Source organism: Bacillus sp. 007/AIA-02/001 (genome assembly GCF_004634455.1).
Taxonomy (GTDB): Bacteria; Bacillota; Bacilli; order Bacillales; family Bacillaceae_G; genus Bacillus_A; species Bacillus_A cereus.
This window is the reverse complement of record NZ_SEIY01000004.1, coordinates 89,634-106,009: the sequence shown is the minus strand read 5'-3', so window position 1 is coordinate 106,009 and position 16,376 is coordinate 89,634. Positions and strand designations below refer to the sequence as shown.

Sequence of the window (16,376 nt, the reverse complement as noted above, 5' to 3'; positions counted from 1 at the left end):
AATTTTATCTATTATACTTAATATAATGATTAATAAGATTTTAATTTAATGCGAAGGGGATGCTTTGGGGAAGATGTTAAGAAGTTTACGTTTAAAAATTGCGGTAGTGTTTTCAGTTCTTATTTCTATGATGTTCGTAATATTGGGTACAGCTGTGTATCAATTACAGAAAGAAAAGGAAGTGCGTTCCTTAGACGAGTATTCTCAAAATGCGATGGATCTTGTAACAGAGCAACTTACGACATTTGTTCAAAGAACGGATGAAGATATGGGGTATTACGCGAACAGTGAGATGATTCGTAATATACTTCAAGGTGGGGTTACTCCAGAAGAGGAAGCGTTTTTAACGAAAGAGTTTGCGGAGTATAAAAAGAATCATCCTGGTATTTTAGATTTATATATTGGTACGAAAGATAAAAAAACATTAAGTGCCAATCTTGCTGAAGGTGGGCAAGTGCCAGAAGGATACGATCCAACGACAAGACCATGGTATAAAGATTCAGAGGCTGATGTAAAAAAGGTCCATTGGGGACAACCTTCTTATGAAATTGCAACAGGAAAGTTAAGTGTAGGTGTTTCTAAAGCAATTACAGCTCAAGATGGATCTATATTAGGCGTTGTTGCGATGGATGTATCGCTTGGGACGATTCAGAAGTTGCTTCACAATATTCAATACAATAATGACGGAGAAATGTTTATTATAAATGATAAAAATATGGCTCTTGTTTATCCAGAAAAGATAGGAAAAGATGTTTCTAAAGAGCCACTTATAAAGAGCTTAAATAAAGAGGTAACAAAATATGCGGTCACTACAATAAAAGGTGAAGATGTAGTTGTTTACAGTCAATCATTTGATACGATGAAATGGACGATAGGAATCTTTTATCCGAAAGAAACGATCGATGGGCTATTAAATAGTACGAGAAATACAGTTATTATAATGGCATGTATTAGTTTATTAGTTGGAATCGTAGCTTCCTACTTGTTCTCAAGAAGATTAGCAAGACCACTTCAACTATTAAAGAATCACGTGCAAAAAGTAGCAGAAGGCGATTTAACGCTGCGAATGAAAGTGACAAGTAAAGATGAAGTTGGAGAGTTGACTAAGCACTTTAATGATATGGTTGAACAAATGAATGAAATGGTAAGTAAAATTAAAAACAGCGTATCAACGGTGCAACAATCAACGAATAGTTTACATTACTTAACGAATGAAACAGTAGCGGCTAGTAGAGAAGTTTCAGGAGCAATGGATGATGTGAGTGGAGGAGCCTCTACTCTTGCGAATAGTGTGGATGAAGTTTCAGCTCAGCTCGAGAATATGGCGGAGTCAGTGGAACAAATGAATAGCTCCGTCGGTGAAATAAAAGGAGTGGCTGGCAAAGCGGAAGAGGCATCTAAGCAAGGATTAAATACAATGAGGAATTTAATCCGTACGAGGGGACAATCATCTTCGATTGTTGTTCATACAGAAGAAGCATCGGATAAGTTAGAACAAAGAGTTGGATCGATTCAAAATGTTGTTGAGCTTATAAAAGGCATTTCGGACCAAACAAATTTACTTGCTTTAAATGCATCGATTGAAGCTGCCCGTGCAGGTGAGCAAGGTAAGGGATTTGCGGTTGTTGCTGAAGAGGTTCGGAAATTAGCGGAACAATCAAAAGAGGCAACCGGAGAAATCACAACGATGATTGGTGATGTACAATTAGAAGTAAAAAGGGTTGTAGAAGTTGTAAGTAAATTGAAAGACATTGCAGATGTACAAAATAAAGTGACGACAGAGGCGGAAATGGAGTTCCGCACAATTATGTCAGTTGTAAATACGATTAGTACTTCAGTTGAAAAAATTGTAGAAGAGGTACATAACATAGGTTACGAGCAAGGGGAAATTACAGCGGTAATGCATACAATTGCTGGTACGAGTCAAGAAAGTGCAGCTGTTTCTGAAGAGGTACATGCTGCAACGGAATCACAGGTGAATCATTTAGAAAAGGTAGCTCACACGATGGAAAGTTTGACAGAACATATGAGAGATTTAGAAAGATTAGTCGAGCAGTTTAAAGTGGAAGAGTAACATATTAGTAAAATGATGAGGATTTCGGTAAAATAGACAATGGATATATAAGAAACGATTATAGGAGGAAGACTACTATGGCAATTGTTGATGTATCGATTATTCCAGTAGGAACAGGTAATCCAAGTGTTAGTGAATATGTAGCAGAAGTACAAAAGGTGCTAGAGAAAAATGCGGATCGCGTGAAGTATCAATTAACACCGATGAATACAATTATTGAAGGAGATCTTCCTGTCATTCTAGAAGTAATTCAACAAATGCATGAAGTTCCATATACGAAAGGTGCGCAGCGCGTTGCAACAACAATTCGTATTGATGATCGTCGTGATAAAGTAAGCACAATGGAGAAAAAATTAAACTCTGTTCGATCAAAATTATAAAGAAAAGCAGCGATTTTCGCTGCTTTTTTCATATAGGAGGTAAATAAGATGAGTGAAAAGTTTAACGAACAATTTGACGGGTTGTTAGAGAAATACACGGAACTGTTACTTGGAGAGAGCAATGAAGAGAGAAAAGAACAGGTACAGAAGTGGGCACTGTATTCTTACATAGCGAAGACGATGCCAGCTTTAGTGAAGCATTGGAATGAGACGTATCCCGATGCGAAAGAAGAGATGGTGCAGTTAATTACGGATATTAAAAGGCTGAATGAAGAGAAGCGAAATGAGCAATAAAAAAACTTGAGGGAAATATAATCGTAAGTTTTCTGTATTAATATCCTTATATAATTTACATGGAATATTAAGGGTTTTATAGGCATGTCGAATATTTTCGACATGCCTATTTTATGCCTATTAAACTCCATTTTTCTAAATGTCGAAAAATATTTCAGGTATATTTATAAGCAGAAATATAGGTTTTTAAATGTTTTTATAGTATTTTATAAATTATCTAAATAATTATTTGTATCCAATAATTTTAAACAATGATATAATTTTGAAGAGGGGTAAAAAACAGATAAATCACAGTCATAGGGGTGAATTACATGGAACAATTAATGCGAAATTCGTTTCTTTTCTTGTCAAAAAATAAAGCGCTAACAAAACTGGCTAAAAAGTACGGTTTACGCTTTGGTGCAGGTCGCTTTGTCGCAGGGGAGACAATTGAATTAGCGACAGCAGCTATTAAACAATTGAACAAGCAAGGACTTTGTGTAACAATCGATTATTTAGGGGAATTCGTTGATAATGAAGCGGAAGCAAATGAAATGGCTAACCAATCGATTGAAGCAATCCGTGCAATTGGAAGAGAAGGTCTTGATTCGCAGCTTTCTTTAAAGATGACTTCTATGGGATTAGATATCTCTGATGAAATCGTAATGAACAATATGCGCCGTATTTTAGAAGCGGCGAAAGAAAATGGTGTGTTCGTTACCATTGATATGGAAGACTATACACGCTGTGGTAAAACAATTGATATCTTTAAACAATTAAAATCTGAATACGATAATATTGGTACTGTTATTCAAGCTTACCTATATCGTACAGAAAAAGATATTGAAGATTTAAATGCTTATAATCCTAATTTACGTCTTGTAAAAGGTGCTTATAAAGAACCTGAAGAAGTGGCATTCCCAGACAAGAAAGATGTAGATGACAATTATAAAAAAATTATTAAAATGCACTTATTAAATGGAAATTATACTGCAATTGCTTCACATGACGAAGCGATTATTGAATATACAAAAAAACTTGCTGAAGAACACAACATTCCAAGGGATCAATTTGAATTCCAAATGTTATATGGTATTCGTAATGAGCGTCAACTTGAGCTAGTAAAAGAAGGCTACAAAATGCGTGTTTACGTACCTTATGGAAACGACTGGTATGGATATTTCATGCGTCGTCTAGCAGAGCGTCCAGCAAACGTTGCGTTCGTATTAAAAGGTATGGTTAAAAAATAACCAAGGAGAAAATACTCCTTGGTTATTTTAATTGCTGAAATGCATAATGTGCCATTTTCTTCGTATCAGGATACAGTTGCTTGCGGGTAGAAGATAATACAACATTAATGACACGTTTACCGTCTTTTTCATCCACTGTTACGACTGTATATTTGCCAAGTGCTGATAGACCGCTTTTACTTCCAATCGCATATGGATCGTCATATAGTTCTTCTCGTCCGTAGTTTGCGATGTTTGGAGAGCGTTCTGAAGTATGTAGAGTTGTACGCGTTGAATTCATATATTCTAAAACAACTGGATACTTTAATGCTTCTTTCGTAATAATAGCAATGTCATATGGCGATACTTTATTTCCAAGTGCATCAGCACCACTTGCGTTCTTGAAAGTCGCATGCTTTGTACCAAGTTCCTTCGCTCTAGCATTCATCATTTTCACAAATTCATTTTTTGATCCTGCGATATGTTCTGCAATTGATTCAGCTATTGGATCTGCACTAATGATAAGCATAAGTTTTAATGCCTCATCACGCTTTAATTTTTCTCCAGCACGAAGTTTAATTTTCTTGCTTTGACTTTCTGTTTTAATTGCGTTTTCTGTAACTGTAATTTCTTCATCTTCTTTTACATTCTCTAGTAAAAGAAGGGTTGTCATCATTTTGGCTATACTAGCCGGATAAGAGCGTTCGTCTTCACGTTTCCCATACAAAATTTCACCTGTGTCTGCATCGATTGTAACTCCGTATTGCCCAGTAATATTAGGTTGATCAGCTCTTACAGATTGTTGCCTTTGTGCATAAGAGAAGAAAATCATCCCTGTAAATAGTGTAGCAATCATTACAATCATAACTATTGTTCGTTTCATTATAATTCCCTCATTTGTTACAAATAAATTGGGCAGAAAAAGCAGCCATTAATCATTATGCCACGTTCTCTGCCCAAAAATATAGCGTTATTTTTCGCCCATATTATGCTTTTTATATTGTTGGTTATTACCTTGACGTCCTTTTTCCACGCCGTGGTTATGCGGACCTGCATTTCCAGTTACACTAGCTGCACTAATTCCAGCCTTTGAAGGGTTCTTCTTAAGTTTTGCCATATATATTCCTCCAGTTTCGTCAGATTATAAAAAGGGAAAGTGTATTTTAGTGAAGAAAATACATATATAGCATGGCCAAATGAAAGAAAAATATTTATTTCAGAAAATTTTATCAATAAATATATTGCGAAAATTTAAACAGTATCATATATTTATTAGTAGAGGCTCACTCATTGATTGCGACTTATGTCGAAAAATTGAATGAGCATTCATTCAAGAATAGGGGGAGAATTGGATGTTCCAAATTAAAAAGGCTGCTGTTCTAGGTTCAGGCGTAATGGGTTCGGGAATTGCGGCACACTTAGCTAATATTGGTATTCCGACATTATTGCTTGATATTGTACCACCTGCGCTTACGAAAGAAGAAGAAGCGAAGGGACTTACATTAGAACATAAAAGTGTGAGAAATCGTTTTAGTAATACGGCTGTGCAAAAACTATTAAAGCAAAAACCAGCTCCTCTGACAGTGAAAGGAAATCTAGCACTGATTGAAGCAGGTAACTTAGAAGATGATCTTGAGCGTCTAGCTGATGTAGATTGGATTATTGAAGTAGTAGTTGAAAACTTAGATATTAAAAAGAAATTATTTGAAAAAGTAGACGCTGTTCGTAAACCGGGCTCAATTGTAAGCTCGAATACGTCAGGCATTTCAGTTGAAAAAATGGCAGAAGGTCGTTCAGACGACTTCCAGAAACACTTCTTAGGCACACACTTTTTTAACCCACCACGATATTTAAAACTTCTAGAGGTAATACCGACGAAAGAAACAGATCCACAAGTATTAAGCTTCATGAAACTATTTGGCGAAGACGTTCTTGGAAAAGGCGTTGTTATCGCAAAAGATACACCAAACTTTATTGGAAACCGCATCGGTACGTATGGTTTACTTGTTACTCTTCAAGAGATGGTAAAACGCGGCTATAGCATTGGGGAAGTTGATTCTGTAACAGGCCCACTTATTGGTCGTCCGAAGAGCGCAACGTTCCGCACATTAGATGTTGTCGGTTTAGATACATTCGTACACGTTGCAAATAACGTATATGAAAATGTGCAAGAAGAAGAGCGTGATGTATTTAAAGTACCAGCCTTCATGCATGACATGCTTGAGAAAAAATGGCTTGGAAGCAAAACAGGTCAAGGCTTCTTCTTAAAACAAGGAAAAGAAATTTTAGAACTAAATCCTGAAACGATGGAATATGAAGCGCGTAAAAAATTAAAAGCTGCATCCGTAGAGTTAAGTAAACAAGAAAAAGGATTAGCGAATAAATTGAAAGCGCTTGTATACGCAAAAGACCGCGCAGGAGAGTTATTATGGAACATCATTACACCAACTCTTTTATACTCTGCAAAACTGCATAAAGAAATTGCTGACGATATCGTTGCAATTGACCAAGCGATGAAGTGGGGCTTCGGCTGGGAGCAAGGACCGTTTGAAGTTTGGGATGCAATCGGCGTTGAAAAATCTGTTCAAAAGATGGAAGAAAACGGCGTAGTCGTTCCTACTTGGGTGAAAGAAATGTTAGAGAAAGGTTTCACTACTTTCTATAAACATGATAACGGCGATAGCTACTATTACGATAATGGCGAATATAAGCTAATCGAACGTAATAAAAAAGCAATTTCTCTTAAGCAATTAAAAGCGAAAAATGGTGTATTAAAGAAAAATAGCGGAGCGAGCTTAATTGATTTAGGCGACGGCATCCTTTGCTTAGAGTTCCATTCGAAGAGTAATGCAATCGGTATGGATATTACGCAAATGATTAACTACGCTGTTGATGAAGTAGAAAAGAATTATAAAGGTCTTGTTATCGGTAACCAATCGAAGAACTTCTGCGTTGGTGCGAACCTAGCAATGATCTTAATGGAAGCACAAGACGACAACTACTTTGAAATTGAGTGGGTTGTGAAAAACTTCCAAGATGCAATGACGAAAATTAAGTACTCTTCTAAGCCAGTTGTAGCAGCACCATACGGTATGACGCTTGGCGGAGGTACAGAAGTTTGCTTACCAGCAGCGAGCATTCAAGCTTCTAGTGAAACGTATATGGGCTTAGTAGAAGTTGGTGTTGGCTTAATCCCTGGCGGAGGCGGTAATAAAGAGCTATACATTAAACACTTAAACAAAATGGCAAACGGTGTAGAGTTTGATCTGCAAAAAGTTGCAAATAAAGTGTTCGAAACAGTCGCAATGGCGAAAGTTTCAACTTCAGGACAAGAAGCAGTTTCTCATAACTTCTTAGGTGATAAAGATGGTATTAGTGTGAATGGTGATCACTTACTATACGATGCGAAACAGAAAGCACTTGCTTTATATGAAGCTGGTTATAAAGCGCCGATCCGTAAAAAGATACCAGTTGTTGGGGAAACAGGATATGCAACTCTTGCACTTGGTGCGGAAGCAATGCATTTATCTGGTTACATTTCAGAGTACGATCTTCACATTGCTAAGAAACTTGCATATGTCATTGCGGGCGGAAAAGTGCCGTACGGAACAGAGGTTGATGAGCAATATTTATTAGATGTAGAACGTGAAGCATTTATTAGCTTAGTAAGTGAGATGAAATCACAAGCAAGAATGCAGCACATGCTTGTAAAAGGAAAGCCATTACGTAACTAATAACGAGGGGAGATATCGTTCATGAGAGAAGCTGTCATTGTTGCGGGAGCAAGAACACCAATTGGAAAAGCAAAGAGGGGTTCATTAAAAACAGTTCGTCCTGACGATCTAGGGGCGTTAGTAGTAAAGGAAACGTTAAAGCGTGCGAATTATGAAGGACCAATCGATGATTTAATTTTCGGTTGTGCGATGCCAGAAGCAGAGCAAGGTTTAAATATGGCTCGTAATATCGGCGGATTAGCAGGACTTTCTTACGATGTTCCAGCTATTACGATTAACCGTTACTGTTCTTCAGGTTTACAAAGTATCGCTTACGGAGCTGAGCGTATTATGCTTGGTCACTCTGAAGCTGTATTATCAGGCGGAGCAGAATCAATGAGTTTAGTTCCAATGATGGGACACGTTGTTCGTCCGAATAGTCGCCTTGTAGAAGCGGCTCCAGAATATTATATGGGTATGGGACATACAGCAGAGCAAGTTGCTGTGAAATATGGAATTTCTCGTGAAGAGCAAGATGCATTTGCAGTAAGAAGTCATCAACGTGCTGCGAAAGCATTAGCTGCAGGAAACTTTGCTGATGAAACAGTACCTGTAGATGTGACGTTACGCTCGGTTGGATCAAACAATAAACTTCAAGAAGAAACAATCACTTTCGCACAAGACGAAGGTGTAAGAGCAGAGACGACACTAGACATTTTAGGAAAATTACGTCCAGCATTTAACGTTCGCGGTTCTGTAACAGCTGGTAACTCTTCACAAATGAGTGATGGTGCAGCATCTGTATTATTAATGGATCGCGAAAAAGCAGTGAGCGATGGCATGAAGCCACTTGCGAAATTCCGTTCATTTGCAGTAGCTGGCGTACCACCAGAAGTAATGGGAATCGGCCCAATCGCTGCAATTCCAAAAGCGTTAAAACTAGCTGGCTTAGAGTTATCTGATATTGGCTTATTCGAACTAAATGAAGCATTTGCTTCTCAATCGATCCAAGTTATTCGTGAACTTGGTTTAGATGAAGAAAAAGTAAACGTAAACGGTGGTGCAATCGCACTTGGACATCCACTTGGCTGTACAGGAGCAAAACTAACACTATCTCTTATTCACGAAATGAAACGTCGCAACGAACAATTCGGTATCGTAACAATGTGTATCGGCGGCGGAATGGGAGCAGCGGGAGTATTTGAATTACTTTAAAAAGTGCAGGTGGCTCGTTTAGAACAGGAGGGCGTTGGAAGCCCTGACGAAGAGGCGCTTTTTGCCTCAAAGGAAGGGGTGAAACGACCGACTGTTTTAGCCACCGAACATTCTAGCCGCTGGAACTGGATTATAAAAAAAATGGAAGCAACAAAGGTTTATAAAAAAAGGGAGAGCTAGCTTCTTTCAAAAAGAGAGAAGCGGCTCATGAAAATATGAAGGAGGAAATTTTCATGGAAAAAACAGTAGGAAATGCGGTTAAAGGCGGTAGCTTTTTAGTAGATGAGATTACGATTGATCAAGTGTTTACGCCAGAAGATTTTTCATCTGAGCATAAAATGATTGCTAAAACGACAGAGGACTTTATCGTAAATGAAGTTCTTCCAGAGCTTGAATATTTAGAGCAACATGAGTTTGATCGCTCAGTTCGTCTTTTAAAAGAAGCTGGAGAACTTGGTTTATTAGGCGCTGACGTACCAGAAGAGTACGGCGGAATTGGTCTTGATAAAGTAAGCTCAGCGTTAATCGCAGAGAAGTTCTCTCGCGCTGGTGGCTTTGCAATTACTCACGGTGCTCACGTAGGTATCGGCTCTTTACCAATCGTATTATTCGGTAACGAAGAGCAAAAGAAAAAATATTTACCATTGCTTGCAACTGGTGAAAAATTAGCTGCATACGCATTAACAGAGCCAGGTTCAGGATCTGATGCATTAGGCGCAAAAACAACTGCACGTTTAAATGCAGAAGGTACACATTATGTATTAAACGGTGAAAAACAATGGATTACAAACTCTGCATTCGCTGACGTATTCGTTGTATATGCAAAAATTGATGGCGAGCACTTCTCAGCATTTATCGTAGAGAAAGACTACGCTGGCGTATCTACAAGCCCAGAAGAAAAGAAAATGGGTATTAAATGTTCTTCAACTCGTACGTTAATTTTAGAAGATGCGTTAGTACCGAAAGAAAACTTACTTGGCGAAATCGGTAAAGGTCATATTATCGCATTCAACATTTTAAATATCGGTCGTTATAAATTAGGTGTTGGTACAGTTGGATCTGCGAAACGTGCAGTAGAAATTTCAGCACAATATGCAAACCAACGTCAACAGTTCAAACAACCAATCGCTCGCTTCCCATTAATTCAAGAGAAACTTGCGAATATGGCAGCAAAAACATATGCAGCTGAAAGCTCTGTATATCGTACAGTAGGTTTATTCGAAAGCCGCATGAGCACATTATCTGAAGAAGAAGTAAAAGACGGTAAAGCAGTAGCAGCTTCTATCGCTGAATATGCAATCGAGTGCTCTTTAAACAAAGTATTCGGTTCTGAAGTATTAGACTATACAGTAGATGAAGGTGTTCAAATTCACGGTGGTTATGGATTTATGGCAGAGTACGAGATTGAAAGAATGTACCGCGATTCTCGTATTAACCGTATTTTCGAAGGAACGAACGAAATTAACCGCCTAATCGTACCAGGTACGTTCTTACGTAAAGCGATGAAAGGTGAATTACCACTTCTTCAAAAAGCACAAAAATTACAAGAAGAGTTAATGATGATGATGCCAGAAGAAGTAGGCGATGAGCCATTAGCACTTCAAAAGTATTTAGTAACTAATGCGAAGAAAATCGGCTTAATGGTAGCTGGATTAGCGGCTCAAAAATATGGTAAAGCATTAGATAAAGAGCAAGAAATTCTTGTAAATATCGCTGACATCGTAAGCAATCTATACGCAATGGAATCAGCTGTTCTTCGTACAGAAAAAGCGATCAAAACAACTGGTCTTGAAAAGAATAAACAAAAAGTGTTATACACTGAAGTATTCTGCCAAGAAGCATTTAACGAAATCGAAGCAGATGCGAAAGAAACACTTATCGCAGTTGAAAACGGCGACATGCTGCGCATGATGTTATCATCATTACGTAAATTAACTCGCCACACACCACTTAACGTAATTCCGAAGAAACGTGAAATCGCTGCGAAAATTTTAGAAGATGAGCGTTACACAGTTTAATATCTTTAAAGAACAGTAGTCGTTTATACGGCTACTGTTCTTTTTTTTTGAAAAAAAGAAATTTTTTAGTGACACAAAACTAATGCCATTAGTATAATAAAACTAATGGCATTAGTTTTCGTGAAAAGGGAGATGGGACTATGAGGATGATACATGAAAAAACGTTATATCAATTGTCATTTTTGCCAAGAGCGTTTCCTGTAAATTGTTACTTTGTAGAGGAAGAAGATGGTTTAACTTTAATTGATGCGGCTTTGCCATATAGCGCAAAAGGCATTTTACAGGCGGCTGAGAAAATAGGAAAACCAATTACTAAAATTGTATTAACACATGCGCATGATGATCACATCGGTGCATTAGATGCATTAAAGGAAGTACTTCCTCATGTTCCAGTCTATATTTCTAAGCGGGACGCAAAGCTGTTAGAAGGAGATACGACGTTACAAAAGGATGAACCGAATATACCGATAAAAGGCGGTGTACCTAAAAAAGTAAAAACGGTACCTGATGTTTTATTAGAAGATGGCGACCGAGTTGGATCGCTTCTTGCAATTATGACACCGGGACATACACCAGGATCCATGTCGTTTCTTGATTTACGGAATAAAGCTCTTATTGTTGGGGATGCATTCCAAACAAGAGGAGGTATGGCTGTTTCGGGACAAATGAAATTTTGGTTTCCGTTTCCTGCGATGGCAACGTGGAGCAAAGAAATATCATTACAAAGTGCAGAGAAGTTAAGCGAATATGAGCCTTCCTTACTTGCGGCAGGGCATGGGGAAATGATAAAGAATCCAGGGACTGTCATAGAGCTTGCTATTAAGGAAGCGAAACGGAATATAGAAAGTAAGAAAGAGGGTTAATTTATGTCACCGAGAATCGGACTTACATTACAGAAAATTGTAGAAACAGCTGCAGAAATTGCAGATACAAATGGAATACAAGAAGTAACGTTAGCTTCATTAGCGCAAAGGTTAGGGATACGTTCGCCCTCACTATATAATCATGTAAAAGGGTTACAAGATGTACGGAAAAATCTTGGTATTTACGGAATAAAACAGCTGCATAACAAACTGGAAGAAGCGGCCGAGGATAAACGTATGGATGAAGCAATTCATGCATTAGGAGAAGCGTATGTAGCATTTGTCCGAAAACATCCTGGACTATATGAAGCAACTTTTTTACGAGATGAAGAAGTAAGAAAAGCAGGTGACGGAATTGTAAAGCTTTGTCTTCAAGTATTACAACAGTATGGCTTAGAAGGAGAGAATGCACTTCATGCGACACGCGGATTCAGAAGTATTTGTCATGGATTTGCTTCGATTGAACAGCAAGGCGGATTTGGTTTGCCGTTAGATCTAGATATAAGTTTACATGTATTATTGGAAACGTTTATTAAAGGGTTACGTGAATAAGAAGCAAGGTAAACAAAAACCTTAGAAGTGATTCTAAGGTTTTTTAGTGCATATGATTCGAAAAGAATGGTAGGCTTTTTCTTATGAAATGATATTATTTTGCAGGTTTGAAAAATGTATATATCGCTAAGAAAAAGCAAACGAAACTGAATACGATGGGGTCTTGATAGGGACTAGGCTCAGAGCCCTTCTGGATTTCTGTAAGGAAGTCATGTGTTTTCATGTTCATTGCTCCTTTAACTAATAAGTTTTATATGATGCGAGGGTTATGGTGGATAGGAAGTGTTTTTTGAAATTTCATATAATAATTATTGCATAGCAATCCTATTCCTAAAACTATAAAATATAAAGTTTTCATAATATGTAAAATTGCATATTATTCTTTTTGTAAATTTTGTTATATTATCCCTATATTCGAATTCAAGGATTTTAATAAGGTAAATGAGAATAACTGGAGGGATACTGTGAGTAAAACAGTGTTAGAAGCGTATAGTGTGGAAAGAAAAATCGAGAATATAACATATAAAAATCTATTTGTAATGATAGCAATGATTATAGGGATTTCACTCCTAGGAGGATTATTTCTTGGTTTAGCCTTTGAGATTTATGGAGAAGAAGCATTAAGTACTAAATTAGAAGGATATTATTTACTCTTATTCGATGCAATTGTTGTTGCTATCGTTTTATTAGCCTATAAACCGGTTTTTCATTTTATTAAATCTATTTGGGATGTATCCGTTTTGAAGAGTGGAAAGACATATTTATATCTATTAATTGGTTTTATTATCATTGCAGTATCACAATATTTAATGTTACATGTGTTTAGTTTTGAAAGTGCAGCGGAACAAAAGGAACAATTAGGGAGTTTAAGGCTTCAAAATAGCATACAAAGTATTATATATGTGTTAAGTGTTGCTATCATTACACCGATTAAAGAAGAAATTCTATTTCGAGGTATTTTATATCGATTTTTAGAAAAGAGATATAATTTTTTAGTTAGTATCATTATTTCTTCCTTCATTTTTGGAATTCTTCATGGAGGTCTTCTAATTACAGCAACGATTATGGGAACGGTATTTGCAATGTTATACAAAAAGACGCAATCGATTATACCTAGTATTATTTTACACATTGTATGGAACTTACTTGTGAGTATAAGTATGATTGTATCTCTATAAAAATAAATACATAACGAGTATAAAAGATGAATGGCTTAGCTATTCATCTTTTATTTTGTATGCACGTGAAAAAGTTAATTCATGTATACAATCAAAAAATAGCTAAATACTAACAGTGAACGAATAAAGAAAGGTAGGAGTATTCCATGCAAAATTTAACAGAGCTTGAAGTAGAAAACTTACGTCATTTAATTGGTGGACACGCAACAATTATTAACAAGTTGGAGCAGTATGCAGAAACGTGTACAGATCCACAATTGAAACAAATGTTACAAAAGGATGCGCAAGATGCACGAAATACGAAACAGCAATTAATGACTTTCCTAGGATAGGAGGAAGCGGAACATGAATGAAAAAGATATGGTAAATGATTATTTAGCAGGATTAAATGCAAGTTTAACAAGCTATGCAAATTATATTGCTCAGTCTGATAATGAGCAGTTACATCAAACGTTAATTCAAATTCGTAATCAAGATGAGATGCGCCAACGTAATATGTATGAGTACGCAAAGCAAAAAAGTTATTACAAACCGGCAGCACCTGCCAATCCGATGATTGTGCAGCAATTGAAAAGTCAGTTAAGTGCAGAATAATAGGATGAAAAAACGAGCGAAAATGGATTCGCTCGTTTTCTTTTTGTATATGTCAATAAATACATAATAAATATTTTTCCAGCTGTAACAAATATGACGAAAATGGAATATAACAATTCACAAAAAGGACAAACACTTTGCTCAATATTTCACAAAGTATCCATGGTTTCTATCGTGAGAACCTTTATAATTAGGAGTGTAAAGAGCAAAAGAAATAGATTATATGATTAATTAGGAGAGATTGCTATGAAAAGACATACAAGAAAAATTGCAATTATCGGTACTGGATTAGTTGGATCAAGTTGTGCGTATTCTATTGTGAATCAAGGTATTTGCGAAGAGCTATTATTAATTGATATAAATCATGAACGTGCAGTTGGGGAAGCGATGGATTTATCACATTGCATTAACTTTACAAATACAAGAACAAAAGTATATGCAGGAAGCTATGAAGACTGCAAAGATATGGACATTGTTATTATTACAGCAGGGCCAGCACCAAAACCTGGACAAAGTCGCTTAGATACTTTAGGAGCGAGTGCGAAGATTATGGAAAGTGTTGTTGGCGGCGTAATGGAAAGTGGATTTGATGGTATTTTCTTACTTGCATCGAACCCAGTTGATATTATTACATATGAAGTGTGGAAATTATCTGGATTACCTAGAAATCGCGTAATCGGTACAGGTACATCATTAGATTCTTCTCGCTTAAGAACAATTTTATCTGAAATGTTACATGTAGACCCTCGTAGTATTCATGGGTATTCATTAGGAGAACATGGTGATTCTCAAATGGTTGCTTGGTCTCACGTAACTGTTGGTGGAAAGCCAATTCTGCAAATTTTAGAAGAACAAAAAGAACGATTTGGTAAAATAGATTTAGATGAAATTGTTGAGAAGACTGCAAAAGCTGGTTGGGAAATTTATAAACGTAAAGGAACTACTTATTACGGAATTGGAAATTCTCTAGCATATATTGCGAGTTCAATCTTTAATGATGATCACCGTGTCATTGCTGTATCAGCCATTTTAGATGGTGAGTACGGTGAATATGATATTTGTACAGGAGTACCAGCTATTATTACTAGAGATGGTATAAGAGAAGTTGTAGAACTCAATTTAACAGAGGATGAAGAATCTCGATTCGCAAAATCAAACGATATTTTACGTGATTATATGAAAACAATTGGTTACTAACTTATAGAAGAAGGTGAAACAAATGAAGGAATATATAATGTCTCGTGTATTTAAAGCATCTGCTGGAATCGCACAAGGTATTTTCGTATCCCTCGGAATTGGTTTACTGATCGAAAATATAGGAAGAATTGTTGATATACCATTACTTATTACAATCGGAGTTGTTGCAAAATCACTAATGGCACCGGCAATTGGTGCCGGAATTGCTTTTATGCTCGGTGCAAACGGTCTTGTAATCTTCTCGGCGATGGTAGCCGGAGCAATTGGTGCCGGATCCATTTCAATTACTGAAGCCGGTCTAATTATTAAAACAGGTGAGCCAATCGGTGCATTATTAACAGCAACTTTAGCTGTATATATTGGTAAACGTTTAAGCGGAAAAACTGCGTTAGATATGATGCTCGTTCCATTTGCAGCAATATTAGGTTCTGGTTTAGTTGGTATTTGGTTATCTCATAATATTACTCCTGTTTTAAATGCAGTTGGAGCGTTTATTAAAGATAGCTCAGCTGGTAGTCCGTTTATTGCTTCTATCGTCATTGCAGTAGTTTGGGGGCTATTACTTATCTCTCCAGCTTCATCAGCTGCGTTAGCAATTGCACTTAGCTTAGACGGTGTTGCAGGTGGTGCTGCTCTTGCCGGATGCGTCGCTCAGTTTATCGGATTCTCTGTCATCTCAGCGAAAGAAAATAATTTAGGTGGCATATTAGCTCAAGCACTTTGTACTCCGAAAGTACAGTTACCAAATATCACTAAAAATCCAATGATTCTCGTCCCAACTGTCGTTGCCAGTGCTATAGTCGGTCCAGTATCCGCATTAATTTTCCAACTGGAAGCAGGAAAGGAAATTGCAGGTCTTGGATTAAGTTCTCTTATCGCACCAATTAATTTAATTTCCAGCCAAGGATGGGAAGTTCTCCCGGCGATGGTAATTACTTATATCGTCATTCCAGTAGCTGTTTCTTATATACTTTACATTGCTCTTAAAAAAGCAGGTCGTATTCACTCTGGTGATATGACTGTACCGCAATCTTAAGTTGAAAATCTCCTTAATAATATATAAAAGCAGACTGAGAAGCCACAGTCTGCT

16 protein-coding genes are annotated in these 16,376 nt (G+C 37.0%); 14 read left to right on the top strand and 2 right to left on the bottom strand.

Annotated elements, in window-relative coordinates; genetic code table 11:
• Positions 1-73 precede the first annotated feature (73 nt).
• The 4 genes from ES895_RS12195 (at position 74) to ES895_RS12180 (ending at position 3,977) form a co-directional block, all read left to right on the top strand.
• Entirely contained in the window at positions 74-2,074 is a 2,001-nt protein-coding gene (locus tag ES895_RS12195; protein WP_000946351.1) for a methyl-accepting chemotaxis protein, read from the top strand.
• Positions 2,075-2,151: 77 nt separating this feature from the next.
• The gene (locus ES895_RS12190) at positions 2,152-2,454 is read left to right on the top strand and encodes an MTH1187 family thiamine-binding protein (protein ID WP_001018860.1); all 303 of its coding nucleotides are present in this window, start codon (positions 2,152-2,154) and stop codon (positions 2,452-2,454) included.
• A gap of 48 nt (positions 2,455-2,502) precedes the next feature.
• Entirely contained in the window at positions 2,503-2,748 is a 246-nt protein-coding gene (locus ES895_RS12185; protein WP_001290594.1) for a YusU family protein, read from the top strand.
• A 311-nt stretch (positions 2,749-3,059) separates the two neighbouring features.
• Positions 3,060-3,977, top strand: a complete 918-nt coding sequence (locus ES895_RS12180) for a proline dehydrogenase family protein (protein ID WP_000436772.1) — start codon at positions 3,060-3,062, stop codon at positions 3,975-3,977.
• 22 nt (positions 3,978-3,999) lie between these two features.
• On the opposite strand, the gene ES895_RS12175 is transcribed toward ES895_RS12180, so the two are convergent.
• Both ES895_RS12175 and ES895_RS12170 read right to left on the bottom strand, forming a co-directional pair.
• Entirely contained in the window at positions 4,000-4,839 is an 840-nt protein-coding gene (locus ES895_RS12175) for a D-alanyl-D-alanine carboxypeptidase family protein (RefSeq protein WP_000831483.1), read from the bottom strand.
• 87 nt (positions 4,840-4,926) lie between these two features.
• A complete protein-coding gene (locus tag ES895_RS12170) occupies positions 4,927-5,073 on the bottom strand; it encodes a YuzL family protein (RefSeq protein ID WP_001096344.1) in 147 nt (48 codons plus the stop codon).
• Positions 5,074-5,308: 235 nt separating this feature from the next.
• Here ES895_RS12170 and ES895_RS12165 point away from each other — a divergent pair, with 235 nt between their 5' ends.
• The 10 genes from ES895_RS12165 to ES895_RS12120 all read left to right on the top strand — a co-directional run bounded on the left by ES895_RS12165 (position 5,309) and on the right by ES895_RS12120 (position 16,322).
• Positions 5,309-7,690 carry a 3-hydroxyacyl-CoA dehydrogenase/enoyl-CoA hydratase family protein gene (locus ES895_RS12165; protein WP_000486378.1) on the top strand — a complete coding sequence of 794 codons (2,382 nt, stop codon included), beginning with the start codon at positions 5,309-5,311 and terminating at the stop codon, positions 7,688-7,690.
• 21 nt (positions 7,691-7,711) lie between these two features.
• On the top strand, positions 7,712-8,884 hold the full coding sequence (locus tag ES895_RS12160; protein ID WP_001206324.1) for an acetyl-CoA C-acetyltransferase: 1,173 nt from the start codon (positions 7,712-7,714) through the stop codon (positions 8,882-8,884).
• 233 nt (positions 8,885-9,117) lie between these two features.
• Positions 9,118-10,902: an acyl-CoA dehydrogenase family protein gene (locus ES895_RS12155; protein ID WP_000416291.1), complete on the top strand. Its 1,785-nt coding sequence runs from the start codon at positions 9,118-9,120 to the stop codon at positions 10,900-10,902.
• Positions 10,903-11,042: 140 nt separating this feature from the next.
• The gene (locus ES895_RS12150; RefSeq protein WP_001242323.1) at positions 11,043-11,765 is read left to right on the top strand and encodes an MBL fold metallo-hydrolase; all 723 of its coding nucleotides are present in this window, start codon (positions 11,043-11,045) and stop codon (positions 11,763-11,765) included.
• A gap of 3 nt (positions 11,766-11,768) precedes the next feature.
• Positions 11,769-12,317, top strand: coding sequence for a TetR/AcrR family transcriptional regulator (locus ES895_RS12145; protein WP_000074937.1), 549 nt, complete (start codon positions 11,769-11,771; stop codon positions 12,315-12,317).
• A gap of 464 nt (positions 12,318-12,781) precedes the next feature.
• Positions 12,782-13,495: a CPBP family intramembrane glutamic endopeptidase gene (locus ES895_RS12140; protein ID WP_061654811.1), complete on the top strand. Its 714-nt coding sequence runs from the start codon at positions 12,782-12,784 to the stop codon at positions 13,493-13,495.
• A gap of 146 nt (positions 13,496-13,641) precedes the next feature.
• The gene (locus tag ES895_RS12135) at positions 13,642-13,827 is read left to right on the top strand and encodes a hypothetical protein (RefSeq protein WP_001180551.1); all 186 of its coding nucleotides are present in this window, start codon (positions 13,642-13,644) and stop codon (positions 13,825-13,827) included.
• Positions 13,828-13,840: 13 nt separating this feature from the next.
• Positions 13,841-14,089 carry a spore coat protein gene (locus tag ES895_RS12130; RefSeq protein WP_001002987.1) on the top strand — a complete coding sequence of 83 codons (249 nt, stop codon included), beginning with the start codon at positions 13,841-13,843 and terminating at the stop codon, positions 14,087-14,089.
• 246 nt (positions 14,090-14,335) lie between these two features.
• Positions 14,336-15,286 (top strand): L-lactate dehydrogenase, encoded by a 951-nt coding sequence (locus ES895_RS12125; protein WP_000820651.1) that lies wholly within the window; start codon positions 14,336-14,338, stop codon positions 15,284-15,286.
• A 22-nt stretch (positions 15,287-15,308) separates the two neighbouring features.
• Positions 15,309-16,322, top strand: coding sequence for a PTS sugar transporter subunit IIC (locus ES895_RS12120; protein ID WP_000666172.1), 1,014 nt, complete (start codon positions 15,309-15,311; stop codon positions 16,320-16,322).
• Positions 16,323-16,376 lie beyond the last annotated feature (54 nt).